This window comes from Stenotrophomonas sp. As-7, from assembly GCF_030291015.1.
Classification (GTDB): domain Bacteria; phylum Pseudomonadota; class Gammaproteobacteria; order Xanthomonadales; family Xanthomonadaceae; genus Stenotrophomonas; species Stenotrophomonas lactitubi.
Genome location: NZ_CP127405.1, coordinates 4,018,933 through 4,043,685, shown reverse-complemented (window position 1 = coordinate 4,043,685; position 24,753 = coordinate 4,018,933). Strand labels below are relative to the sequence as shown.

Here is a 24,753-nt window from a genome sequence, read left to right as displayed (position 1 = left end):
ATCGGCTGCCTCAGCCGAGCATGGGCTCGGCTCTACAGGTGTGCAGCGGCGGCGTTTCAGCCCGGGCGATCCGTCGTTTCCCACGGAAACCGTGGCAGGCTTTCCACCGCCTGTTCCAGCCGCCGCGACCAGTTCTGATGGATGTCGGCGTATAGCGCTGAATCGGCGCCCAGCCGCAGCTGCTGGCTGATCCGCAGTTCGCCGGCCCGCAGCAGCGCCATATCCACCGGCAGGCCCACCGACAGGTTGGACCGGATGGTCGAATCGAGCGAAACGATTGCCGTGCGTGCGGCGTCTTCCAGATGCGTGGATGGGGTCAGGATGCGGTCCAGGATCGGCTTGCCGTACTTGGATTCACCGATCTGCAGATAGGGCGTTTCCGGCGAGGCAGCGATGGCGTTGCCCAGCGGGTAGACCATGTACAGGCCAGGCTGTTCGCCGGCAATCTGCCCGCCGAAGATCAGCGTCGCCTGGGTGTTCACCCCGTCATGGCCGTGTTCGGTGTGCTGGTTCTGCACCTGGCTGTCCACCAGCAGGGAGCCGACGTAGGCCGCAGCCTCGAACAGATGGGCCATGTCGCGCAGGTTCGGTGTGCGCCGCTCGTCGGCATCGCGCTTCAGCCGTGACACCAGCAACTGCGTCGTGGCCAGGTTGCCGGCCGCCATCACCACGTAGGCGGCCTGGCCGGGGTATTCGAACACGTGCAGTTTGCGGTGCACGCGGACATCGTCCAACGCGGCATTGGTGCGGGTGTCGGCGGCGAAGACCAGGCCCTCGTCCACCTCGATTCCAACGCAATAGGTCATGTCGGTGCCCTATCATATGCGTCCCGGATTGTAGGCAGGCCGTTGTGACGATGGCATGCCCGCGCTCCACCTGATTGCCGTCACCGGAACCGCATGACCACCGTGCTCCTGAGCCTGGGCAGCAACGTCCACCCCCGCCGCTACCTCCACGCTGCGGTGGCGGCCCTGCGCGAGCGCTTTGGTGCGCTGCAGGTGTCTGCCGCCTACCGTACCGCCGCCGTCGGTTTCGAGGGTCCGGCCTTCCTCAACAATGGCGTTGCCATCGAGACCGAGCTGCCGCTGCAGGAACTGGATGACTGGCTGCATGCGCTGGAAGATGCGCACGGTCGTGATCGCAGCGGTCCGCGTTTCTCCGACCGGACCCTGGATGTCGACGTGGTGTTCTATGGCGACCTGGTGGTGGAAGGCCCCGGCCATCTGCGCATTCCGCGCCCGGAACTGAAACATGCCTTCGTGCTGAAGCCGCTGGCTGATATCGCCCCGGATTTCATCGATCCGGTCAGCGGCCTGGACTTGGCCACGTTGTGGCGCGCACACAAGCAGTATGGCGAAGCGTTCGAGACGGTCGAGCTGGACCCCGACGCGCTGGATTGACCCGACGCAGCCACCCCATGGGTGGCTGAACGATCAACTCACCGTACGCCCACCATCCACACGCAGGGTGTGACCGGTGACGAAGCTGGCCTCGGCCGCCAGCCAGTACACCGCTTCGGCGATTTCCTCGACCGTGCCGATCCGCGCCAGCGGCGTGCGTGCCAGCAGCGCCTCGCGGGCGAAATCGTCCTTGCCCTGTTCCGGCCACAGGATCGCACCGGGCGCCACTGCATTCACCCGCACCTTCGGCGCCAGTTCCAGCGCCAGCGAGCGGGTCGCCATCTCCAGCGCGGCCTTGGCCATCGTGTAGGCGATGTGGTTGGGCATCGGGTCGGTGCCGTGCAGGTCGGTCAGGTTGACGATGCAGCCGTGCTGGCGGCGCAGGTACGGCGCGGCGGCCTGGGCCAGCAGCAGCGGCGCGCGCGCGTTGACCGCGTACAGCTCGTCCATCGCCTCGGCGGTGACCTGACCGAGCGGGGTAGGGAAAAAGTTGGAGGCGTTGTTGACCAGCGCATCGAGGCGGCCGAAGTGGGTCACCGCCTGCTCGACCAGATCGGCCAGGGCGTCGGCGTCGCGCAGGTCGGCCTGCAACGCCAGCACGCTGCCGGGGCGCTCGTTGTCCAGGTTGAAGGCGGCCTGCTGCAGTTCGGCGCTGGAGGTATGGGCGTGCAGCACCACCGACCAGCCACAGGCGTGGAACTGGCGGGCGATGGCCGCGCCGATCCGGCGCGCGCTGCCGGTGATCAGGGCCACGGGGGCGGTGTCACTCATCGAGGGTCCTCCAAGGCTCGGCTATCCTGTGCACCATTGTCACCGCATTCGAAGACGCCATGCAGCCTACCTTCCCCCTGCCCGAAGCCGATGCCCTGGCCCACAGCGATCAACTGGCCGCCGCACTGCGCGCCGAGATCCTCGCACAGGGCGGGGCGATGCCGTTCTCCCGCTTCATGGAGCTGTGCCTGTACACGCCGGGCTGGGGTTACTACAGCGCCGGCGCCAGCAAATTCGGCGGCAGCGGCGATTTCACCACCGCACCCGAGCTGGGCAGCCTGTTCGCCGGCAGCGTAGCCAATGCGCTGGCGCCGGTGTTCGGCCAGCTCGATGCGCAGGCACGGATGCTGGAACTGGGCGGCGGCACCGGTGCCTTCGCCGAGGCGGTGCTGCTGCGCCTGGCCGAGCTGGACGCGCTGCCGGCCCGCTACGCGATCCTTGAACCCAGTGCGGACCTGCGCCAGCGCCAGCAGGAGCGCCTGCAGCAGAACCTGCCGCCTGAGCTGGCCAGCCGGGTGGAGTGGCTTGATCGCCCGTTCGAGGACGACTGGGACGGCGTGGTGTTCGCCAACGAGGTGATCGATGCGCTGCCGACACCGCGCTTCCTCATCAAGGACGGCGAGGTGTACGAGGAAACCGTCGAACTGGACGGGCAGGGCAACTTCATCCGTGGCGCGCAGCCGGCCGACCTGCTGCTCAACGGCGCGGTGCGCCACCTCGAACGCTACCTGGAAAAGCCCTTTGCCGACGGCTACCGTTCCGAGGTGCTGCCGCAGCTGCCGTATTGGTTGCAGGCAGTGGCCGGCGGCCTGCGCCGTGGCGCGATGCTGTTCGTGGATTACGGCTACAACCGGGGCGAGTTCTACCAGGAAGAGCGCGATGATGGCACCGTACGCGCGTTCTACCGCCACCACGTGCACAACGAGATCCATCGTTGGCCGGGCCTGCAGGACATCACCGCATCGGTCGATTTCACTGCCATGGCCGAGGCCGGCCTGCACGGCGGTTTCGACCTGGCCGGCTACTGCAGCCAGGCCAGTTTCCTGCTCGGCAACGGCCTGGACCAGGTACTGACCCTGGCCGAGGAGCGCACCGATGAAGTGGGCCGCATCCAGCTGCGCGACCAGGTGAAGAAGCTGACCCTGCCGACCGAGATGGGCGAGCGGTTCCAGGCCATTGGCCTGCAGCGCGACGTTGATTTCGAACCGGCCTTCGAACTGGGCGACCTGAGCTGGCGCCTGTGAGTGCAGCGTTGCCGGTGATCAAGCCGCTGCGGCGGCCACGCCTGTGGAGCGCGCTGTGGGTGTTGGCGGTGCTGACGGTGATCGTGGTCTGCCTGATTCCGCCGCCGCCGATTCCGCTGCCGGAAAACAGCGACAAGGGCGAGCATTTCCTGGCCTATTTCATCCTGGCCGGCAGCGCGGTGCAGTTGTTCCGGCGTGGCCGCCCACTGCTGTGGGTGGGGGCTGGCCTGGTGCTGATGGGCATCGGCATCGAATTTGCGCAGGGCGCGTTGACCAGCAATCGCATGGCCGATCCGATGGATGCGGTGGCCAACACCATAGGCGTGTTGGTGGGGATGGCCACCGCATTGACCCCGCTGCGCGACATCCTGCTGCGCTGGCGGGGGTAAGGCGTGCCAACCAAGGTTGGCACCTACCAGTAGATCCACGCCACGCGTGGATGAATCTTCCCGGCGCCAACCAGGGTTGGCAGCCACCAGTAGATCCACGCCATGCGTGGATCCGGCCGCAAAGCGCCAACCAAGGTTGGCAGCTACCGGAGCGTCACCTCATCCAGCACCCACATCGCCGGGCGCGTGTCGCCGGTGAAGTTGATGCACAGATCGCCCGTGCCCGAGGTGCCCTTCGGCAGCGCTGCGCGCAGGCTGACGAAGCCATCGGCATCGGTCTGCGCCGGCAGCGGCACCTGTGCCAGCACCTTGCCCGTGCAGTCACCGCGGCGGATCAGCATTTCGCCGTGCGCGCTCCGGGCCTTTTCGAAGCGACGCTTCGGCTCGTCGTGGGCCAGCTGGAAGTAGTACGGAATGCGGCCCGCACGCACTTCCACGCTGCCGATGCCATCGAGCTGTGCCTGCGGCCAACGCCAGCACGGCTGGAAGATGTCGACGGTGAACACCGCACGCGCACCTTCGCGCGGACCATCATCTTCCAGGCGCAGTACCAGACCCTTCTCGCCCACGCAGCTGCGCAGTTCTTCGCTGTGCCGCGACAGCAGCGACTGCGCGGTGTACGACGTCACCGTCGGCGTAGCGGCCAGCGGCTGGCCCTGGTAGAACGCAGCCGCCTGCACCGTCGCCGGCAGCGAGGACGTCAGCGGCTGCTGGTACAGCGGCGACTGCGCGGTCACCGGCTTTCCGTCTTTGCTGTAGCGCACTTCATAGCCCAGCGGATTGGCCAGCGACACGGTCACCGTGTTCGCCGCGCGGTCATCGGTGTAGGCCACGCCCACTTCAAACGGCGTCTGTGCATACGCCAGTCCCCAGGCCCGATAGCGCTGCAGCTGCGAGGGCAGACGGGCCAGGAAGTCGCGGAAATCACGATGCTCCGGCGTGCTCCAGCCAGTCTCGGCCACGGCGGCCAGTCGCGGGAACAGGTTGTGCTGCAGACGCGCGTAGGTGCGCGTGTGCTCGGTGAACATGTTCGCCTGCAGGCCGAGGATGTGACCGCGCTTGTCGGCTGCCAGTTCGGCCGGCACCGGTTCGTAGTTGTAGAGCTTGGCCAGGTTCACCTGCGTCGGCCGGCCCGGCGGCTCGTTCGGCGAGGCGGTCTGCAGGTAATCCAGGTACAGGTGGCTGACAGGCGACATCACCACATCGTGGCCCGCGCTGGCCGCGGCCAGCCCACCCTCGGTACCGCGCCAGGACATCACCGTGGCCTGCGGCGGCAGGCCGCCTTCAAGGATTTCGTCCCAGCCGATGAGGCGACGGTCGTGTTCTTCCAGGAAGGTTTCCAGGCGCTTGATGATGTGGCTCTGCATGGCCATCTCATCCTTGATGCCGAGCGCGCGCATACGCTGCTGCACCTGCTTTGAGGCCTCCCACTGGTCCTTCACTGCCTCGTCGCCACCTACGTGCACGTACTTGGCAGGGAACAGGGCGATGACTTCTTCCAGCACGTTTTCCAGGAAGGTGACGGTGCCGTCCTCGACGTTGAACAGGTTCGGGAACACGCCCCATTCGCTCAACGGCTTCAGTGGCGCGTCGATCGTGCCCAGTTCCGGATAAGCGGCGATCGCCGCCGTGGCGTGGCCGGGGACATCGATCTCCGGAATCACCTGGATGTGCAGCTTGGCGGCGTAGGCGATCACTTCGCGGATCTGATCCTGCGTGTAGAAGCCGCAGTACGGATGCTCCTTGCCGCTGACCGGATCGATGCCGCCGTCACCGGCCGGCAGGCGGCAGCTGCCGACGCCGGTCAGCTTCGGGTAGCGCTTGATCTCCATGCGCCAGCCCTGGTCGTCGGTCAGGTGCCAATGGAACGTGTTGAGCTTGTGCGCGGCCATCGCATCGAGCACGCGCTTGATCTCGTCCAGGCTCTGGAAGTGCCGCGCCGAGTCGAGCATGAAGCCACGCCAGCTGAAACGCGGCGCATCCTGGATCTGCACAGCCGGCAGCACGCCGTTGCTGCCGCCGGTGGCGAGCTGGGCCAGGGTGGTGGCGCCGTAGAACAGGCCGGTCTCGTTGCCGGCCTGCACCACCACACCCTCCGCGGTGCTTTCCAGCGTGTAGCCCTCGCCACTGTCGCGGAAGGTCGGCACGATCTGGAAGCGGATGCTGCCCGCCTTGGCGGCGGCCTTGCCGTTGGCCACTACCAGGCGCGGCCCACCACTGCGTGCCAGCAGGTCGGCGAACTGTGCAGCGACGCGCTGTGCGGCTTCGCCATCGGCATGCAGCACGGTGCCCGCGCCGACGGTGATGCCCGCACCGTTGCCGCGCTGCACGTTGGCCGGTGCGGGAATCAGCATCAGGCTGCCGGCGCGCAGCTGCGGGCCGGGGCCGGTATCGAGTGCCGGGGCATCGGCGGCCAGTGCCGGCAGCACGGGCAGGGCGGCCAGCAGGCTGCCCAGCAGCAGAAGGCTGCGCATGCTGGCGCGGGTGGGCTTCGTCATCGGAAGGACTCCTTGGATCGGGTGCGATGTTCGCTATACATGAAAAACGCCGGGCCCGGAATGACCCAGGCCCGGCGTGCGTGCACGACTCGGCGATGAAGCTGCCGCTGGATCAGTACTTGAAGCGGAAGTTCAGGTAGTACTGGCGACCGTTGCTGTAGAACGAGGTCGGAATGGCCGCGGTCTGGTAGTACTTGTAGGTCGGGTTGTTGAGGTTCAGGCCATCCAGGCTGATGCTCAGCCAGTCGGTGGCCTTGAAGCTCAGCGACGCCGACAGCGTGCCGAAGTCATCCTGGTAGTACGGGTTGGTGCCCGACAGGCTGATCAGGAACGACGAACGGTGGGTGTAGCTGACCCGTGCACCGAAGCGCTCGTTCTCGAAGTATGCGCCCACGTTGTAGGTGTTCTTCGAGGTGCCCAGCAGGTTGTGCGAACCATCGGACCAGGTGTGCGCGGTCGTGCCGTTGGCGTAGGTGTAGTTGGCGTTGACGCCGAAGTACTCGCCGATCGGCTGCTCGTAGGCCACTTCCACGCCGGTGACCTTGCCGTCGGCATTGATCGGGGTGGAGATCTGGTAGGTCTCAAGCTGGTTGGTCAGTTCGCTGTACAGCTGGCGCGAGACCACGTCGAAGGCGATGTAGTCCTTCAGGTCCATGTGGTAAGCGCCGACCGACAGCAGGCCGCGCGGCATGAAGTACCACTCCAGGTTCGCATCCAGGTTGGTGGACAGGGTCGGCTTGAGGTTCGGATTGCCGCCACCGCCGGTCCGGTTCAGGTCCGAACCGTAGGACGATGCGCCCAGCGCCGAGTAGTCCGGCAGGGTCTGGGTCTGCGAAGCAGCCACGCGCAGCACGAGGTTGTCGTCCAGGTCGAACTTGATGTTGGCGCTGGGCAGCACGCGGTTGCGCTTGTTCTGGAAGGCCACGCTCTCCCACATGCCGAACAGGCTGCTGACATCTGCGTCGGCGGCCTTGCTTACGGCGTTGTAGGTGTTGATGTCCTGCTTGATGTTGACGTAGCGCAGGCCGACGTTGCCGCTCCACCAGTCACCGCGGAAGTTGGCCTGCACGTAGCCGGCGAAGTTCTTTTCCTTCACCTGCCACTCGGCACCGTAGTTGTGGCGACCGGTCGGGCCGTCGTTGCCCGCCAGCCAGGTGGAGTTGTTGGTCACCGCATCCTTCAGCGCACCCGGGGTGAAGTACCAGATGTTGCGCGGGAAGGTGCCGCCGATATCGCCAGCGAAACCGTTCGGATAGTTGGAGGTGGCACCGTTCTTCAGCGCGCTCCAGATGTCACCCGGGGTTGCACCCTCCGGCGACAGCGCTTCGCGCTTGTGGTCGGCGAAGCGCAGACCGAAGTCGATGGAGCTCAGCACGCCGCCGTCGTTGAAGTACTGGTTGAAGTCGAGCGTGGCCCACTTCTCCTTGTCTTCGGCGGTGACCTGCTGGTTGCCCCAGGTGCCGAAGCTGGTGACGCCATTGGGCGAGAGGTCGCCGCCGACGTTCCAGTCGATCGGCGAGCCGCTGCCGTGCGTGGCCCAACTGGCGCCACCGCCGCTGCCCACGGTGACCTCGGCGATGTACTGGCGCGGGGTTTCGCCGGTGCCCTTGGTGCTGCCGGCCTGGAACTTGGCGGTCAGGCTGTCGCTGATCTGCCAGTCGGCATCGAAGGTGACGTAGCTCGACTTGGCCGTCGACTCGCGGTAGATCATGTCGTACACCGCGTAATTGGTGTCCGGCACGCCCGCGTAGGTGGCGTTGGTCAGCACGCCGTCCTTGACCACATAGCCCGGATTCGGCGCCTGCGACTTGGCGAAGCTGTTGCCGAACATCATGAAGTTGCGGTTGTAGTTGTTGGCTTCCAGCTTGGAGCTGAAACCATTCAGGCCCAGGGTGAGGGTGTCGGTCGGCTTGAACTGCAGCGAGACCAGGCCACCCTTGCGTTCACGGGTCTGTTCGAACAGGGTCGAACCCAGCAGGCCGGGAACGTTGACGCCGATCAGGTCCGGGTTGGTCTTGGCGACGGGATCGTCGGCGCCGATCTTGAAGAAGCCACCCGGAATTTCCTGCGCTTCACGGCGCAGTTCGCGCTTCTGGCTGAAGCCCTGCACCATCACGCCGAAGGTACCTTCGTCGTTCTTGTAGTTGAACAATGCGGAGTACTGCGGGTCGTTCGACTTGGCCTGGTCCGAACGCACCATGCCGATCGAGCCTTCCGCAGTGAACTGCTTGGAGAATTCCAGCGGCTTGCGGGTGATGATGTTGACGGTACCGGTGGTACCACCGTCCTGCAGCTTGGCCTGCGAGGACTTGTTCACTTCCACCGAGCTGACCAGTTCCGACGGCAGCAGCGAGTAGCTGACGCTGCGACCGACGTTGTTGCCCTGGCTGAGCACGAACCAGTCGGCCGAACCGACGGTGTGGCCGTTGATCAGGGTCTGGGTGAGGCTGGGGCTGGTGCCGCGCAGGCTGACACGGTCGGCTTCGTCGAAGCCGCCTTCATCGGCGCTGGACGAGCTGATGTTGACGCCCGGCAGGCGCTGCAGGGTGTCGGCAACGTTGTGCGCCGGCAGCTTGCCCACGTCTTCGGCGGTGACCACTTCCACGCGCGCATTGGCTTCGCGCTTGGTGTCCAGCGACTTTTCCATCGAACCGCGGATACCGGTAACGGTGACGGTGTCCAGATCGGTGGCGGTCGGGGCGGCCTGCTGCGCGTGCGCACTGAAGGCGATGCAGCTGACGATGGCGGCCGAAAGCAAGGTCTTGCGGGTATTCATGATGTCTCTCCTCATCACTCGATTGGATGCCGGCGGCGATATGGGATTGCGGTTGCGATGACGTGCGCGGGGCGGCGGCGATGTCCCGGGCATTGGCGTGCCACGTACTGCGTGCTGCGATTGCGTTGAAGCCGTTTGCAGGTTCAGGCGTCGGCGTGGAGCAGGTACCAGCTGGCAGCGCCGATCACGCCCAGCTGTCCGTGTTCGACCACCTTCACCGGGATGCGTGCCAGCGCCTCGCCCATCGGCCCCTTCTGCAGGTAGCGTTCGACGAAGGTGCTGGTACGCAGGTACTCGCGGATCTGCGGCAGGATTCCACCGGCCAGGTAGACCCCGCCGTGGGCGCCATAGAACAGGGCCATGTCGCCGATGGTGCTGCCGAGCAGGCCGCAGAACACATCCAGCGCCTGCCGAGCCAGCGGATCGCTACCGGCCATTGCCGCAGCGGTGACCGCATCGGGGCTGGCCAGCGCCGGTGCCTGGTCCTGCAGCGCGCAGATCGCGCGGTACAGGTTCATCAGGCCGGGGCCGGAGATCGCATGTTCGATCGATACATGCGCGCGGTCGCGCTGCATGTGGCGGACGATCGCCATTTCCAGTTCGGTGCTGGCGGCCAGGGTCGGCTGGCCGGCTTCGGTAGCCAGCACCACCGGGCCGTTGGCCGTGGGAATCCACAGCGCTGCGCCCAAGCCGGTGCCGGGGCCGACCACCAGGGTCGGGCCGCGCGCTGCACTGTCCGGGCCACACAGGTGCAGCACGCCACTGGCATCGACCTGTGCGGCGGCATAGGCCACGGCTTCGAAGTCGTTGACGATGTGCACCCGCTGCAGGCCGACGTCGACCTCGATCTGCCGCGCCGACAACGGCCAGGGCACGTTGGCGGTGATCACCGTGCCGTCTTCGCGGGCATAGCCGGCGGTGGCGACCACGCAGTGCGACGGGCGCGGGCCTTCGGCCAGGAAGTCGGCGAGGATCGCGCTGAGCCCGGCGTGGTCGGCGTTGCGGTACTTGCGGTAATCGAGCACCTGCACCGGATGGGCATCGTCGCCGCTGGCCTGGACTCGGGCGACACGCACATGGGTGCCGCCAACGTCGGCAGCCAGGAACGAGGGCGCGACGCGGGACAGGACATGGGCCGGGGCGGGATGGCTGGCGGTCACGCGGGCTCCTGCAGCAGGTGGGGCCGGCCCCGGGAAGGGCAACGATGAAGCCGGCGATTGGGGCGGAGTCTGTAACCGCGTTGACAACGATGTCAACGAGTTCGTGACACTTTCGTTGCTGCGCCGCAGCGAATGCAGATCGCCGTAAACGTTTACATGGCGTGAGTGCGGCGACCATGGCAGAACCGTTGCAGCAAGGGGCTTCAAGGGCGAAGCGCATTCAGCGGATGGCCGTGCAGCGGGCTTGCGCAGTGCAGCATCCGATGTGGTGGCCCGTGCATGGAAGTTGACAAACGGTCGTCGTCCACCGAAAGAATGTGACAACGTTGTTCCCAGCCACTCTCCGACGCCGTGTTCTGCGGCCGTCGCCGCAGGAGCCTTCCTGATGTCAGCCGTCCCCGCTGCAAGCGCACGCCCGAACGTGGCCTCGTCCATCGCCATCGTCGGCGTGCTGTTTTTCCTGATCGGCTTCTTCACCTGGCTCAACGGCCCGTTGATCACCTTCGTCAAACTCGCCTTCGAGCTCAGCGAGGTCGGCGCCTTCCTGGTGCTGATGGTGTTCTACCTGTCCTACTTCTTCCTGGCCCTGCCGGCATCGTGGATCCTGCGCCGCACGGGCATGAAGAAGGGCCTGAGCCTGAGCCTGCTGGTGATGGCCGGTGGCGCGGCGTTGTTCGGTGAGTTCGCCACCCAGCGCTGGTATCCCGGCGCGCTCGGCGGCCTGTTCGTGATCGGTAGTGGACTGGCACTGCTGCAGACCGCGATCAACCCGTACATCTCCATCCTCGGCCCGATCGAAACCGCCGCACGGCGCATCGCGATGATGGGCATCTGCAACAAGATCGCCGGCATCCTGGCGCCGATATTGATCGGCACCCTGGTGCTGCATGGCATAGGTGACCTCGACGCTCAGGTGCAGGCCGCCGATGCGGCCACCAAGGCCACGCTGCTCAACCAGTTCGCGGCCAAGATCCACGCGCCATACCTGGCCATGGCCGGCTTGCTGGTGGTGCTGGCGGTCGCGGTATTGTTCTCGCCGCTGCCTGAAATCAAGGCCTCCGAGGCCAATGCCACCCCGGCCGGCGCACCGGGCAAGGCCGAGCGCAGCAGCATCTTCCAGTTCCCGCACCTGTGGCTGGGCGTGCTGTGCCTGTTCGTCTATGTCGGCGTGGAAGTGATGGCCGGTGATGCCATCGGTACCTACGGTCATGGCTTCGACCTGCCGCTGGACCAGACCAAGATGTTCACCTCGCTCACCCTGGGCGCGATGCTGGTGGGCTACGTGGTGGGCCTGCTGCTGATCCCGAAGGTGGTCTCGCAGTCGCGCTACCTGACCGTCTCGGCGGTACTGGGCGTGGTGTTCTGCCTGGGCGCCTTCTTCACCCACGGCTATGTGTCGGTCGCCTTCGTGGCGCTGCTGGGCTTTGCCAACGCGATGATGTGGCCGGCGATCTTCCCGCTGGCGATCCGTGGCCTGGGCCGCTTCACCGAAACCGGTTCGGCGCTGCTGGTGATGGGCATCGCCGGCGGCGCGATCATTCCGCAGCTGTTCGCCGTGCTCAAGCAGCACATCGATTTCCAGCTGGTGTTCCTGCTGCTGATGGTGCCGTGCTACTTGTACATCCTGTTCTACTCGGTGGTCGGCCATCGCGTCGGCCTGCCGCAGGACAAGGGCTGATCGGCGATGATGGACGGCAGCCAACCCCAGGAAAAGCCGATGCGCAGAGCGACCATCAAGGACGTTGCCGAAAAGGCCAAGGTCTCGCTGAAGACGGTGTCGCGGGTGATCAACAACGAGCCCTCGGTGATGCAGGCCACCCGTGCGCGGGTGCTGCGTGCCATCGCCGAGCTCGACTACGAACCCGATCCCTCCGCGCGCAACCTGCGCAGCGGCACCACCTTCGTGATCGGGCTGGTGTACGACAACCCGAACCCGTACCACATCATCGGCGTGCAGAACGGCGTGCTCGCCGCCTGCCGCGAAACCGGCTTCGGCCTGCAGATCCATCCGTGCGATTCCAGTTCGCCGCTGCTGGCCGATGAACTGGCCGACTGGGTGCAGCGCTCGCGCCTGGCCGGGCTGGTGCTGACCGCACCGATGTCCGAACGTCGCGATCTGATCCAGGCGCTCACTGCGCGGGGCATCAAGCTGGTGCGGATCATCGCGGCCACTGAAGATCCGGCCGATGGCGCCTGCGTGTTCGTCGACGACCGCGAAGCCGCCTACGAAATCACCGAACACCTGATCCAGCTGGGCCACCAGCGCATCGGCTTCCTCTGGGGTGGCACCTCGCACCGGTCGTCGGGCGAGCGCTACGCCGGTTACGAGGCCGCGCTGAAAGACTACGGCATGACCGTGGACAAGCATCTGGTGGTGCAGGGCGACTACACCTTCGATGACGGCTTCCGCGGTGCACGGCGCCTGCTGGCACTGCGCGAACCGCCCACCGCCATCTTCGGTTCCAACGATGAAATCGCCGCCGGCGTGCTGGCGGCAGCGAAGTCGGCCGGCATGAACGTGCCCTACGACCTGTCCATCGCCGGCTTCGAGGACAGCCCGTTCTCGCGCCAGTCGTGGCCGCCGCTGACCACCGCCAAGCAGGCCACCGAAGACATCGCCCGCCATGCCGCGCGCCTGCTGATCGCGCAGCTGCGCAGTGATGCCTACGACGATGCGCCGGCGCCGCTGCACAACCAGGGCTTCGTGCCGCAGCTGGTGGTGCGCGGCTCGACCGCACCGATGCGGCCTGCCGCCGCCCGTCCCCTTCCTTCCGATCCTTCCTGAGCCTGCCATGTCGCTGTCCGACCCCACCGCCACCCTGATGTTCGCCGAGGCCGCCGAAGCGGCTGACGTCGTTGCCCGTCAGTTCGCCCGCAACCATGCCGTGATGGAAACGCTGGCAGCCAGCCTGCGCGCTGCGCCGCCGCCGTTCGTGGTGACCTGCGCACGTGGCAGCTCCGACCATGCCGCGACCTACGGCAAGTACCTGCTGGAAACCCAGCTGGGCCTGGTCGTTGCCTCGGCCTCGCCGTCGGTGGGTTCGGTCTACGCCGCACCGTTGCAGCTGCGCGGTGCGTTGTTCATCGTCATCTCGCAGTCCGGCAAGAGCCCGGACCTGCTGCGCAATGCCGAGGCGGCCAAGGCCGCTGGCGCGCGCGTGGTGGCGCTGGTCAACGTCGAGGATTCGCCGCTGGCACAGCTTGCCGACACGGTCATCCCGCTGCATGCCGGCGTGGAAAAAAGCGTGGCGGCGACCAAGAGTTACCTCGCCTCGTTGTCCGCGCTGCTGCAGCTGGCGGCGTACTGGAAGCAGGACAGCGCATTGCGCAATGCCCTGGACCTGCTGCCCGATGCGATGCGCGAGGCCTGGCAGTGCGACTGGAGCGCAGTGACCGAGGGCCTGGTGGAGGCCAACAACCTGTTCGTGCTCGGCCGTGGCCTGGGCCTCGGCGCAGCGCAGGAGGCCGCGCTGAAGTTCAAGGAAACCTGCAGCCTGCACGCCGAGGCCTACAGCTCGGCCGAGGTCAAGCATGGGCCGATGGCGCTGGTCGATCGCGGCTTCCCGGTGCTGGCCTTCGCCCAGCCTGATGAAACCGGTGCCGGCACCCGCGCCGTGGCTGAAGAATTCACCGCGCGTGGCGCCCAGGTGTGGCTGGCTGGTGCCGGCGGCAACCTGCCCGTCGCCGCTGCGCCGCATCCGTTGTGCGCGCCGCTGCTGACCGTGCAGAGCTTCTACCGCGCGATCAATGCACTGGCGCTGCGCCGCGGCTTCAACCCGGACCTGCCGCCGCATCTGAACAAGGTTACGGAGACGGTGTGATGGCAACCGTGCTGCGCAATGCCCGCATGCTTGCCGGCGATGAGTTCCGCGATGATCTTGCGGTGGTCATCGAAGACGGCCACATCAGCGCGCTGCTGCCCGACGCTGCGCCGCAGCTGGGCACGGCCGACGAGCAGGTGGACCTGGGGGGCGGCTGGCTGCTGCCCGGCTTCATCGATGTGCAGGTCAATGGCGGTGGCGGCGCGCTGTTCAACAACACGCCCGACGTAGAGGCGTTGCGTACGATTGCGCGTGCGCATCGCCGCTTCGGCACCACTGCGATGCTGCCGACCCTGATCAGCGATGACCTCGGTGTGATGCGCGAGGCGATCGGTGCGATGCGCGAGGCCATTGCACAGGGCGTGCCGGGCGTGATCGGCATCCACCTGGAAGGACCGTACATCGCACCGGCGCGTAAAGGCACGCACGATGCCAGCAAGTTCCGCGTGCCGGACGCGGAAGAGATCGAACTGGCGTCGTCGCTGGACAACGGCGTGACCCTGCTGACCCTGGCGCCCGAGCGCGTGCCGCTGGAGACCATCCGCGCGCTGGTGGAACGCGGGGTGATCGTCGCCGCCGGTCACACCGCCGGCACCTATGAAGAGATCCGTGCCGGCCTCGATGCTGGCGTGCGTGGCTTCACCCATCTTTACAACGCGATGTCGCCGTTGCAGGGGCGCGAGCCCGGCGCAGTCGGCGCGGCGCTGGAAGATCGCGACAGCTGGATCGGCATCATCGTCGATGGCGTGCACGTGCATCCGGCCAGCCTGCGCGTGGCGCTGGCGGCCAAGCCGCGCGGCCGCCTGCTGCTGGTGACCGATGCGATGCCGCCGGTCGGTGCCGACGATCCCAGCTACGTGCTGTATGGCGAAACCATCACTGCCATCGATGGCGTAGTGCGCAACGCCGCCGGCTCGCTGGCCGGTTCGGCGCTGGACATGGCCACCGCCGTGCGCAACACCGTGCAGCTGCTGCGGCAGCCGCTGGCCGAGGCCGCGCGCATGGCCTCGACCTATCCGGCGCAGTTCCTCAATGTTGATGACCGCCTGGGTCACATCGCCGAGGGCTACCAGGCCGACCTGGTGCTGCTGGACGACGCGCTGCAGGTGCGTGGTACGTGGATCGCCGGCCAGTACGAGGCGGCTTGACGATGAGCAGCACGCCGCCACGCCGGTTGGGCTCGATCGACGCCCTGCGCGGCATGACCGTGGCGGCGATGCTGCTGGTCAACAACCCCGGTGACTGGAGTGCGGTGTTTGCACCGCTGCGCCATTCCGAATGGCACGGCTGCACACCGACCGACCTGGTGTTCCCGTTCTTCCTGTTCCTGGTGGGCGTGTCGATGGCCTTCAGCGTCGCACCGCGCGCGCTGGATCCCGCTGCACGGCTGGCACTTGCACGTGGCGTGCTGGAACGCGCACTGCGCATCGCCGTAGCCGGTGTGCTGCTGCACCTGCTGGTGTGGTGGGCACTGCATACGCACCACTTCCGCATATGGGGTGTGCTGCAGCGCATCGCGCTGTGCGCGGCAGTGGTGGGCGTGCTGGCGGTGTATGCGCGTCCGCGCGTGCAGGCGGCCGTGCTAGTGGCGTTGCTGGTGGGGTATGCAGCGCTGCTGCTGGGCGTGGGTGACCTTGCGCCCTGGACCAACCCGGCCAGCCGTCTCGACACCACCTTGTTCGCGCCATGGATCTACCAATGGCAGGCCGATACCGGTCTGGGCCATGACCCGGAAGGATTGCTGAGCAGCCTCGGCGCGTTGGCCAGCACGGTGCTGGGCCTGCTGGCCGGCGGCCTGCTGCGCAGTGGCCGCGCCGGTGCATTGGCGGCGCTGGGTGCGATCACCACCGTGCTCGGCATGCTGCTGACGACGGTGTTGCCGCTCAACAAGCAGCTGTGGACGCCCAGCTACGTGCTGTGGACCGGGGGCCTGGCCGCGCTGGCGTTGTGGCTGGGTCACGTGCTGATCGACCGCAAGGGATGGCCGGCGCTGGGCCGGCGCTTCGGCGTCAATGCAATCACTGCCTATCTGGGGGCTTCGGTGATGTCGGTGATCCTGCTGGCGACCGGCGCCTGGGGATGGGTCTGGCAGCAACTGGCCGTGGCGATGCCGCAGGCGCTGGAGCTGGCATCGATGCTGCAGGCGTTGGCGTTCGTCGCGCTGTGGTGGGGTGTGGCGTGGTGGCTGGACCGACGTCGCATTTATCTGAAGATCTGAGCACGGGCAAACGTAGTAGCGAACGGCTCATCCACGCATGGCGTGGATCTACTGTGCTGGTGGGGTTGCGGGCTCATCCACGCATGGCGTGGATCTACTGGGCTGGGGCTTGTGGGTTATCCACGCCATGCGTGGATGCTCTTGGCGGGCCAATGATGGTGAACTTATTCATCGACATGCGGGCCGCGTGAGCACTTCGCGGCTTCACATCGAAAACGTGACCGGTTGCCTGCAATTTCACCTATCGAAATCATTCATGGCAGTGGCAGACTGCGTCAGCAGCGCCGTACATAGCATCCGCAGTTCCTGATCCTCGACCCAGGAGTGCCGTATGTCCCCTGTCGTCCCGCCCGGGTTCCGCCGGCGTCGTTTGACCGTTTCCCTGGTCCAGATCCTGGCGGCGCCGTCGTTGCTCGCGTTGTCCGCCCCGGCAGCTTGGGCGGGGTGTGATGCATCCGCCCCCGTCGCCGGGCAGACCGTCACCTGCAGTGCGGCCGCGCCCAACCCCGATGCAACGCCGGTCACCCTGGGTGCCGGAGCCAGCGGCGTTACCGTGAACGTGCAGAGCGGTGCGCAGTTGAGTACCAGCAACGCCAACGCCCTCTACGTCGCCCCTACGGCCGGCGGCACCATCAACAACCAGGGCAGCATCGCGGCCAGCGGTACCGTCGGCAGCGGCACCGCCGGAGGCATCAATGCCGATGCCGTGGTGACGGTCAACAATGCCGCCAGTGGCAGCATTTCCTCGGCACAGGGGTACGCGCTGTATCTGCAGGGGGGCAGCGGCGTGGTCAACGACGGCCAGATCGGTGCGGCCGCTGGCTGGGGCATCGCCTTCAAAGGTGCAGGCGACAGCAGCGTGGTCAACCGCGGCAGCATCAGCGGCGGCACCGGCGGCGTGCAGTTCGGCGCCGGCAACGATCGCCTGCAGATGCTGGCCGGCAGCATCAGCGGCGCCGTGCAGCAGGGCGATGGCAACGACGTGCTGCTGCTCAACGGCGGCACCCTCGACAGCCTCGACCAGGGCAATGGCGATGACCAGCTGACCGTCAACGGCGGCACCATCACCGGACTGGTGACGCAGGGCAGTGGCCGCGATGATTTCGTCATGACCGGCGGCACCATCGGTGCCCTCCAGCAGGGGGACAACATCGATACCTTCCGCATGAGCGGTGGCCGCATCGTCGGCGCGTTCGAAGATGGCGATCAGGCGTGGATGACCGGTGGCCGCATCGGCCGGGTCAACATGAAGCTGGACAAGAACCTGTGGGACATGTCCGGCGGCACCGTCGACGGCAACGTGGTTACCGGCTTCGACACCGACACCATCATCATCTCCGGCACCGCCTATATCGGCGGCAACATCAGCGTCAGCGGCGGCAATGACAGCGTGACCATCACCGATGGCACCGTGCGTGGCCAAGTTCTGTTGAGCACCGGCAACGACACGTTCAACTGGAACGGCGGCGGCATCGTGTACGGCGCCATCGACGCAGGCCCCGATGACGACGTGGCCACGCTGAGCAACCTCAACCAGGGCAACATCGGCGCGGTACCGCTGTTCGACGGCGGCAGCGGCAATGATCGTCTCAGCTTCAGCAACGTCAAAGGCAGCGGCGTCGCGCGTTTCCAGAACTGGGAAGCGATCAGCCTGGCCAGCAGCACCGAGCTCACCTTCGATGGTGATCTGGTGCTCGGTGACAGTGTCAGCGGCACCGGTTCACTTACCCTGGATGACACCAGCACGATCTATGCAGGCAGCGGGACGCATGCAGTGCGTCCATTCAGCGGCAGCGCGTTGGTCAATGTGGTCAACGCCGGGCGCATCGATCTGACCGGCTCCGCGCCGGGCGATGTGTTCACCGTGCGCGGCAACTACCGTGGCGATGGCGGCGGGCTGTACCTGCGTACCGTGCTGGCGGCGGACAACGCCACCAGCGACCGGCTGGTGATCGATGGCGGCACGGCCACCGGCAGCACCGGCATCGGCATCCTCAACGCGGGCGGCAGCGGGGCGGCCACGCTGGTCGACGGCATCCTGGTGGTGCAGGCGCTGAACGGTGCCACCACGGCGCCCGGTGCGTTCTCGTTGTTCGCACCGGTCTCGGCCGGCGCCTACGAGTATTTCCTGTTCAAGGGCGGCGTCAGCGCCGGCACCGGCGAGAACTGGTACCTGCGTTCGACGCTTGCGGTCGGGCCGGCCCCCGCGCCGAACGGTGGCGGCGAAGTGGTTCCACCGCCGCCGCCGACACCGCCGGTCGCACCGCCGCCGCCGATTCCCCCGGCACCACCACCGCCACCGGAAGGTGCCATCGATCCGAACCTGACCGCGGGTGAGACCGCGCCACCGCCGCCGCCGCCGGAACCGCCGCCCGTGGCACCGCCCAGCGACCCACCGGTGCCGGACGTGCCGGTGGCCGGGGGCAGCCTGCCCGGCATCGGTGCGCCGCCGCCCAGCGCGGGAGCAACACCCGCCGCGCCGGACGAGAACGGCCTGGTGCCGCTGTACCGCCTGGAGACCGCGGCCTACGCCGTTGTGCCCCCGCTGCTGCGCGAGACCTCGCTGGCCAGCCTGGGTACCTTCCACGAGCGCCAGGGCGAACAGCGCCTGCTGTACAGCCAGGGCGCGTTCCGCACCGCATGGGGGCGGCTGGTGGGGCAGAGCAGCGAGATCCACTGGAAGGGCGATGCACGGCCCGGCTTCGATGGCGACGTGATGGGCGTGCAGGCGGGCCTGGACGTCTGGGCCGCTGCCGCCGATAACCATCGCAACCAGATCGGCGTGTTCGTCGGCCGCACCCGCGCCGATGGCAGGATCACCGGCCTGGCCGTGGGCTGGGACAACGTGCTGGTCGGCCAGAGCCGGTTGGACGACAAGCACGTGGGCCTGTACTGGACGTTGACTGACAACAGTGGCGGCTACATCGACGCAGTGGCGATGCAGAGCCGTTACGACGGCCGCACGCGTTCGTCGCGCGGGCTGGGCATCGACCTCAAGGGCGACGGCACCACGCTGTCGCTGGAAGCGGGCAAGCCACTGCTGCAGTTCGGGCAGTCATCGTGGTGGCTGGAGCCGCAACTGCAGGTGATCTGGCAGCGCACCTCGCTGGATGACCAGCGCGATCTGGTGTCCACCATTTCCTTCGACAACGACAACGCCTGGACCGGCCGCGTCGGCCTGCGCTTGGCGGGTGATTACCAACTGGCTGACAACGGCTGGCAGCCGTACTTCAAGTTGAATTACTGGCATGGCCGCTCGGGCGAGGACCGCATCCTGTTCGACAGCGATGCGATCATCAATTCGCAGCGCTCGCGGGCAATGGAAGCGGGTGTCGGCGTGGTCGGGCGCTTCAACCGCACAATCAGCGCATATGCCGTTGCCGACTACACCCGCGAGGTCGGTGGCAGCGACAACGGCAAGCGCCGCATCATCGAAGGCAACATCGGCCTGCGTGCGGATTGGTGACGCCCGCCGCGTTGGCGGCTTTGGTGGGTGCCGACCCAGGTCGGCACGAATCCAACGGGCGCCATGCACCGCTCTGGTAGGTGTCGACCTTGGTCGACACGCCTTGGCAGCATTCAATCAATTCCCACACACCTGCATCACAACGGCGATCGACCCAGCAACGTACCTGCGTGATCGGCCAGCAGCTGCACCGCATGCAGCAACCCTTCCTCCGTCAGCGGCGGGCATTGCGCTTCCGCGTCGTCCAGTTCACGCGCGGCCTGCGTGGCCAGCAACACACCACCCAGCGCCGACAACGCCAGCAGACAGCGCGAGGTGCAGGCCAGATCGCGCGCCCGCGCCGGCGTGATGCGCAGTTCCGTCCACGGCTCGCCGTCGGCGGCGTGGCAGCGCGTGACGTCGCGTAGCCGCTTGAAGAAGGCGGGTGTGGGAGCGGCTTCATCGGCTTCGGTCAGCGCGTCTTCCAGTGCCTCGGCAGTGGCGTTGGGCAGCTCCAGGTCGGGCAGGGCATCACCCAGCAGTGTGTGCAGGCGCGGATAGGTGGGGTAGAGCTCGGTCATGGCAACAACCTCACAGGGCTGGGCCACCTGCGGGATGCAAGGTGGCGGGCGGTGCGGGTTGGCGTGCCGGTCAAGAGCAAAGAAGAAGCCGACGGACCCAAGGGTCCCCACGCACCGCCCGCCATGGACCGGCAGGTGCTGCATTGTCGCGAGTGCCTGCAGCGAGGCAATCGGTCATCTTTGCTCATTGATTCGGGACGCCAATCCCGGCCAGCGCAGGTGGCGCTGGCACAGCGACCTTCGCGCGTTTGCCGCCGCGCCGACATGGGCAAAGTTGTAAATCGCAGTCCGATCCTGATGTGCCTGATGCGACACGCCGCGCGACGGCCGAGGCGTTATGCTTCGCCTTCATTCAACGACAGGGAGATGTCGATGCGAAACAGCAAGGGACTGCCGGCACGAGCCGCCTTGATCGCCACGCTGCTGGCTGCAACCGCTGCCACTGCGGCCGACACCATCGAGATCCCATCACCCGCCGCACAGGCACAGCTGCTGGACATGCTTGAGCGCGAGGCGCTGTACCGAAGCAGAGTCGACTGGCCAGCCACGCGCACGCGGCTGAAGGACGCGCAGGGCGATTCCGCCAGGGTTCGGACCGTGCTGGCCGAAGCCATCGGCCGCAGTTCAGGCGGTCACGGCACTTGGATGACCCCGCAACGACAGCAGCAGCGTGTGCAGCGCTTCGCCCGGGAAAATGCCAGCGCCGTTGCCCGCAGCGAAAGCGACGCCACGCACGCGCGTGACCCGCGTATCGGCCAGGTGCTGATCGAGGGCTATGCGGCCGACCCCAGTGCGCCGCCGCCGCAGCTGCAGCAGCAGAACATCCAGCGTGCGGTGCGGTGGCAGAACATCATCCGTGAAAAGGACAGCACGCCGCGCTGTGGCTGGATTGTCGACCTGCGCGACAATACCGGCGGCAACATGTGGCCCATGCTGCTGGGCGTTGCGCCACTGTTGCGCACCTCGGCAATGGGCGTCGAGGACGTGGGCTCATTCGAGACCGCCGACGGTCCGGTACGGTGGCAGACCACCGCCAGTGGCGTGCGCACGGGGCAGGCGACGGGTCTGGATTTCGGCCAGCCCGGCTATCTACCCAGCCTTGTTGGCGCACCGGTGGCAGTCTTGACCGGCCCGCGCACCGCAAGTTCCGGTGAGGCGACCGTTCTGGCGTTCCGCGGCCGCGCGCAGACCCGCAGTTTCGGCCAGCCCACGGCGGGCGTATCGACTGCCAACGTGGTGCGCCGGCTGGTGGACGGCAGCGCGCTGGTGCTGACCACCAGCGTCATGCGCGATCGCAATGGACATGGCGACGGGCGGAAGATCGCGCCGGACCAGGCCACCGTCGGCGATGCCGCCACGGTGGCTGCGGCCGAAGCCTGGCTGCTGGCCCAGCCTGCCTGCCAGGGCCGCTGATCCATGATCCTGATCGGCCAACAGGAACGGGTGCTGATTGTCGGCCCCACCGAAGTACACCACTGCCTGCGCTGCCAGACTGAAACCGAATTCGCCCCGCAGCTGCGCTACAAGATGACGCGCATCGACCTGCTGTTCGGCTTCGTCTACCAGCGCCGCTACGAGCTGGCCTGCACCGGCTGCGAGCACGGCTGGGTGCTGGATACCGAAAGCATGGACCAGCAGCTGGGCGGGGTGCCGATCCCGTGGCGGCATCGCTTCGGCCTGCCGGTGATGCTGGTGGTGGTGGCCGGAGTGGCAGTGGCGGGGTGGATGTGGCGGATGGGACACGGAGGCATCTGATGGGTCATGATTTGCATATGTCCCATATTGGGACTAGGATGCGGCCGTGAGAGTCTTCGCGCTGTCTACGCTCAGGCGCTACTGGGAGAGGTTTCCAGAGTGCGAGCAGCCGCTGAAGGCTTGGCACGACGAAGCGAGGCGCGCCGCCTGGGCGAGTCCGCATGACATCCGCAGTTGCTATGCGAGTGCGAGTTTCATCGGTAGCAGTCGCGTGGTTTTCAACATCAAAGGCAACAGCCACAGGTTGATTGTCGACGTTACCTATCAGCGTCAGATGATCTACATCAAGTTCATCGGTACCCATGCCGAATACGACCGGATTGACGTAGCGACCGTGGAGGAAAAATGAACATTCGTCCCATTCGCACAGAAGATGACTACCAGAACGCGTTGCGCGAGCTGGAGGCCTATTTCGAGAACGAACCCGCCCTGGACAGTGAAGAAGGCGACCGCTTCGAGATTCTCGCCACCTTGGTGGAGGCTTACGAAGCGAAGCATTACCCAATCGAGCTGCCGGATCCCATCGAGGCAATCCGCTTCCGCATGGAGCAGGGCGGTCTGACCGTCAAGGACCTGGTGCCCTCCATTGGCCAGCTCAACCGCGTGTATGAGGTGTTGAATCGCAAGCGTGGATTGACCCTGGAGATGATCCGCAACCTGCACCGCAACCTGGGCATTCCAGCGGAAAGCCTGATCGGCCGCTGAGGTTCATCCTGGTGCGGGATGGGGTGTACGTAGCCTTGTGCAGGGCCTGCTAAAGTTGCAGCCAGCAATCACGTACCGGAACCCGCCATGGACCACGAAACGCCGTTCGAACCCGCCAACGACCTGGAAGTGCGCTTGTTGCAGGCTCAGGACGGAACCCTCACGGCCTCGCAGTTCCTCGACGGCCTGCTGACCGCGCCGGTGTTCGTGCTGCTGGACAAGGCCATCGGTGAAGATGGCGCCTGGGACGAGAGCATTTCGCCGCTGGTGCTGACCAGCGAAGGCGGCGAGCCGATGTTCGCGGTGTTCACTGCGCCCGAGCGCGCGGAAATCTGGCACGAGCAGCTGCCGCAGTTCGCCCATGCCATGCCCATCGCGGTGCATGCACTGCTGTCGGGCATCGGCGAGGGCGTCGGCCTGGTGCTGAACCCAGGCCTGGACGTGGGCATGGAGATGATCCCCGACGCGGTGGCGCAGCTGAAGGAACGTGCTGCGGCCATTACCCGCGGGAAGGCGCACTGATTGAACCGATGAAAAAGTAGAAATGCATTGATCTCTACAGGTGGAGATCAGAATCCCAACGTCGGAATTTATTTTAATGATAATTGCTTTAACCACGGAAGGTTTTGGTTTCCAGCGGAGACTTCAAGTTGTCTCTCGTCGTGACTACCGGGATGGTTGGATTACCGTATTTATTGCGGAGAATGGATGCAAGAAGAGTCTTTTGCTTCGGTGCCTCGCTGAGCATGCGATGGGACGGCGAACTCGCGAATCGGGCCTGGTCGGGAGGATTGAGCCCGCTGTCCGGCGCCCTCATAGAGTGATTGCTCTTTCTGGAACTCCACTGGATAGATTCCCTCGTGTCGGAACAACCGATCTCAAGTCCCGGCGGAAACGGATCTCTGCGGCAAATTCTTTTGTTTACATCGGGCCTCGGGCTAGCAACGGCATGGCCGGGATTGGGCAAAGTGAAAGAAGCTTTGTTGGCTCGCTGATTGCGAATCGCGCAGATTTGATGGGCCGATCGGAGAATCTGAATCGGGCGTTTTCATTTGTAGGCCTCGTTCCGTCGGTGGCAATTTATCTTGAAATTGCGCAGAGGATCGATTCAGAGTCGTTCGTGGATGGACTCCATCAGTATATTGAAGAGCTTAGCGCTGCTGGATTGGGTCGGAATTCCGAAGTGGTCGAGTTGAGGCGCGCGCTTAGTCGATTCGGGTCTGCGGGGGCTCTCTCCATAGTTGCATCGAAATTGAGGGCGTCGATCGAGCGCGGCGCGGCTCAGATTATTTTCTCTGATGGTTCTCTTTCGGTTGATCGAGGTCTTTCTATTGCGTTACTCGAGCTCTTGATGAGGTCGGGCGCGTTGGAGATTTCCCGCACCGAGTTTAATCGCAAATCCGATGGGGTAAGGATATCGGGTGACCATCTTAGTTCTGGTCAATGGAGCTGGCTCGGTACATTTGGCGGGCTTGCTCTCGAGATTCGAGAGGAGACCCTCATCTTGGTTGACGAACCGGAGAATAGTCTTCACCCAAAATGGCAAAGAAGTTTCATCCCGGAGTTAAGGGAGATAGTTTCAGGATATGCCGGGGGGCAGGTAGTTGCGGCGACGCATTCGCCATTGATTGCATCGGGGATATCGCCGGATTGGGGGCAGGTGAGGACTTTGTCCCGTGGTGATAGATCGAATTCGGTCGTCAAGAGTCAGCCTTTGTTGAATGTTTTTGGCTGGAATTCGTCGGATGTTTATGACGAAATTTTCGGCCTTGATTCCAGCCGTTCGCCAGACTTTTTGAAGGAGATTAATGCTGTTCTCGCGGTGATTGCAGCTCATGATCCGATATCCAAGGTTGCAATGGGTGATCTTCGGAAGAAATTGCGTTCTCTCTCTAATAGTCTTCCCGATTTTGATCCCATGAAGAATATTTTGATTGGTTCCATTAAGCGGGTTGAAGAGTTGGGGCGTAAAAAATGAGCTTCTTCTCTA

Annotated in this window: 21 protein-coding genes; 15 read left to right on the top strand and 6 right to left on the bottom strand. The window is 65.6% G+C overall.

Going from position 1 to position 24,753, the window contains the following annotated elements; genetic code table 11:
* Positions 1-56: 56 nt before the first annotated feature.
* The gene (locus QP457_RS18435) at positions 57-806 is read right to left on the bottom strand and encodes a 20S proteasome subunit A/B (protein WP_205406344.1); all 750 of its coding nucleotides are present in this window, start codon (positions 804-806) and stop codon (positions 57-59) included.
* Between the two features lie 93 nt (positions 807-899).
* Between QP457_RS18435 and folK the strand changes: the two genes are divergently transcribed.
* Positions 900-1,400 carry a 2-amino-4-hydroxy-6-hydroxymethyldihydropteridine diphosphokinase gene (gene folK, locus QP457_RS18430; protein WP_180166034.1) on the top strand — a complete coding sequence of 167 codons (501 nt, stop codon included), beginning with the start codon at positions 900-902 and terminating at the stop codon, positions 1,398-1,400.
* A 33-nt stretch (positions 1,401-1,433) separates the two neighbouring features.
* On the opposite strand, the gene QP457_RS18425 is transcribed toward folK, so the two are convergent.
* Positions 1,434-2,171: a pteridine reductase gene (locus QP457_RS18425; protein ID WP_099820925.1), complete on the bottom strand. Its 738-nt coding sequence runs from the start codon at positions 2,169-2,171 to the stop codon at positions 1,434-1,436.
* A 59-nt stretch (positions 2,172-2,230) separates the two neighbouring features.
* Here QP457_RS18425 and QP457_RS18420 point away from each other — a divergent pair, with 59 nt between their 5' ends.
* Both QP457_RS18420 and QP457_RS18415 read left to right on the top strand, forming a co-directional pair.
* Entirely contained in the window at positions 2,231-3,415 is a 1,185-nt protein-coding gene (locus tag QP457_RS18420) for an SAM-dependent methyltransferase (protein ID WP_205406343.1), read from the top strand.
* Positions 3,412-3,804: a VanZ family protein gene (locus tag QP457_RS18415; protein WP_205406342.1), complete on the top strand. Its 393-nt coding sequence runs from the start codon at positions 3,412-3,414 to the stop codon at positions 3,802-3,804. Before QP457_RS18420 ends, QP457_RS18415 begins: the two co-directional genes overlap by 4 nt.
* Positions 3,805-3,947: 143 nt before the next feature.
* Here QP457_RS18415 and QP457_RS18410 read toward each other — a convergent pair whose 3' ends face one another.
* The 3 genes from QP457_RS18410 to QP457_RS18400 form a co-directional block, all read right to left on the bottom strand.
* Complete coding sequence (locus QP457_RS18410) at positions 3,948-6,302, bottom strand: family 20 glycosylhydrolase (RefSeq protein WP_205406341.1); 2,355 nt, start codon at positions 6,300-6,302, stop codon at positions 3,948-3,950.
* 112 nt (positions 6,303-6,414) lie between these two features.
* A complete protein-coding gene (locus tag QP457_RS18405) occupies positions 6,415-9,078 on the bottom strand; it encodes a TonB-dependent receptor (protein WP_205406340.1) in 2,664 nt (887 codons plus the stop codon).
* Between the two features lie 143 nt (positions 9,079-9,221).
* Positions 9,222-10,238 carry a glucokinase family protein gene (locus QP457_RS18400; RefSeq protein ID WP_205406339.1) on the bottom strand — a complete coding sequence of 339 codons (1,017 nt, stop codon included), beginning with the start codon at positions 10,236-10,238 and terminating at the stop codon, positions 9,222-9,224.
* 385 nt (positions 10,239-10,623) lie between these two features.
* Between QP457_RS18400 and QP457_RS18395 the strand changes: the two genes are divergently transcribed.
* From QP457_RS18395 to QP457_RS18370, 6 genes are all read left to right on the top strand, one after another.
* Entirely contained in the window at positions 10,624-11,916 is a 1,293-nt protein-coding gene (locus tag QP457_RS18395) for a sugar MFS transporter (protein ID WP_205406338.1), read from the top strand.
* A gap of 39 nt (positions 11,917-11,955) precedes the next feature.
* Complete coding sequence (locus QP457_RS18390; protein ID WP_099821016.1) at positions 11,956-13,023, top strand: LacI family DNA-binding transcriptional regulator; 1,068 nt, start codon at positions 11,956-11,958, stop codon at positions 13,021-13,023.
* 7 nt (positions 13,024-13,030) lie between these two features.
* Complete coding sequence (locus QP457_RS18385) at positions 13,031-14,059, top strand: SIS domain-containing protein (RefSeq protein WP_180166025.1); 1,029 nt, start codon at positions 13,031-13,033, stop codon at positions 14,057-14,059.
* Positions 14,059-15,207, top strand: coding sequence for an N-acetylglucosamine-6-phosphate deacetylase (gene nagA / locus QP457_RS18380; protein WP_205406337.1), 1,149 nt, complete (start codon positions 14,059-14,061; stop codon positions 15,205-15,207). Before QP457_RS18385 ends, nagA begins: the two co-directional genes overlap by 1 nt.
* 2 nt (positions 15,208-15,209) lie before the next feature.
* Positions 15,210-16,277: a DUF5009 domain-containing protein gene (locus QP457_RS18375; RefSeq protein WP_205406336.1), complete on the top strand. Its 1,068-nt coding sequence runs from the start codon at positions 15,210-15,212 to the stop codon at positions 16,275-16,277.
* 331 nt (positions 16,278-16,608) lie between these two features.
* On the top strand, positions 16,609-19,743 hold the full coding sequence (locus tag QP457_RS18370) for an autotransporter outer membrane beta-barrel domain-containing protein (RefSeq protein WP_205406335.1): 3,135 nt from the start codon (positions 16,609-16,611) through the stop codon (positions 19,741-19,743).
* Positions 19,744-19,880: 137 nt separating this feature from the next.
* Here QP457_RS18370 and QP457_RS18365 read toward each other — a convergent pair whose 3' ends face one another.
* Positions 19,881-20,303, bottom strand: coding sequence for a hypothetical protein (locus QP457_RS18365; protein ID WP_205406334.1), 423 nt, complete (start codon positions 20,301-20,303; stop codon positions 19,881-19,883).
* Positions 20,304-20,675: 372 nt separating this feature from the next.
* Here QP457_RS18365 and QP457_RS18360 point away from each other — a divergent pair, with 372 nt between their 5' ends.
* From QP457_RS18360 to QP457_RS18335, 6 genes are all read left to right on the top strand, one after another.
* Positions 20,676-21,716: a S41 family peptidase gene (locus QP457_RS18360; RefSeq protein ID WP_205406333.1), complete on the top strand. Its 1,041-nt coding sequence runs from the start codon at positions 20,676-20,678 to the stop codon at positions 21,714-21,716.
* A gap of 3 nt (positions 21,717-21,719) precedes the next feature.
* Positions 21,720-22,058, top strand: coding sequence for a hypothetical protein (locus tag QP457_RS18355; protein ID WP_205406332.1), 339 nt, complete (start codon positions 21,720-21,722; stop codon positions 22,056-22,058).
* A gap of 46 nt (positions 22,059-22,104) precedes the next feature.
* On the top strand, positions 22,105-22,407 hold the full coding sequence (locus QP457_RS18350) for a type II toxin-antitoxin system HigB family toxin (RefSeq protein ID WP_205406331.1): 303 nt from the start codon (positions 22,105-22,107) through the stop codon (positions 22,405-22,407).
* The gene (locus QP457_RS18345) at positions 22,404-22,763 is read left to right on the top strand and encodes a transcriptional regulator (protein ID WP_205406330.1); all 360 of its coding nucleotides are present in this window, start codon (positions 22,404-22,406) and stop codon (positions 22,761-22,763) included. Before QP457_RS18350 ends, QP457_RS18345 begins: the two co-directional genes overlap by 4 nt.
* An 87-nt stretch (positions 22,764-22,850) precedes the next feature.
* Positions 22,851-23,285 carry an SseB family protein gene (locus QP457_RS18340; protein WP_205406329.1) on the top strand — a complete coding sequence of 145 codons (435 nt, stop codon included), beginning with the start codon at positions 22,851-22,853 and terminating at the stop codon, positions 23,283-23,285.
* Between the two features lie 40 nt (positions 23,286-23,325).
* Positions 23,326-24,741, top strand: a complete 1,416-nt coding sequence (locus tag QP457_RS18335; protein WP_205406328.1) for an AAA family ATPase — start codon at positions 23,326-23,328, stop codon at positions 24,739-24,741.
* The last annotated feature ends 12 nt before the right edge of the window (positions 24,742-24,753 follow it).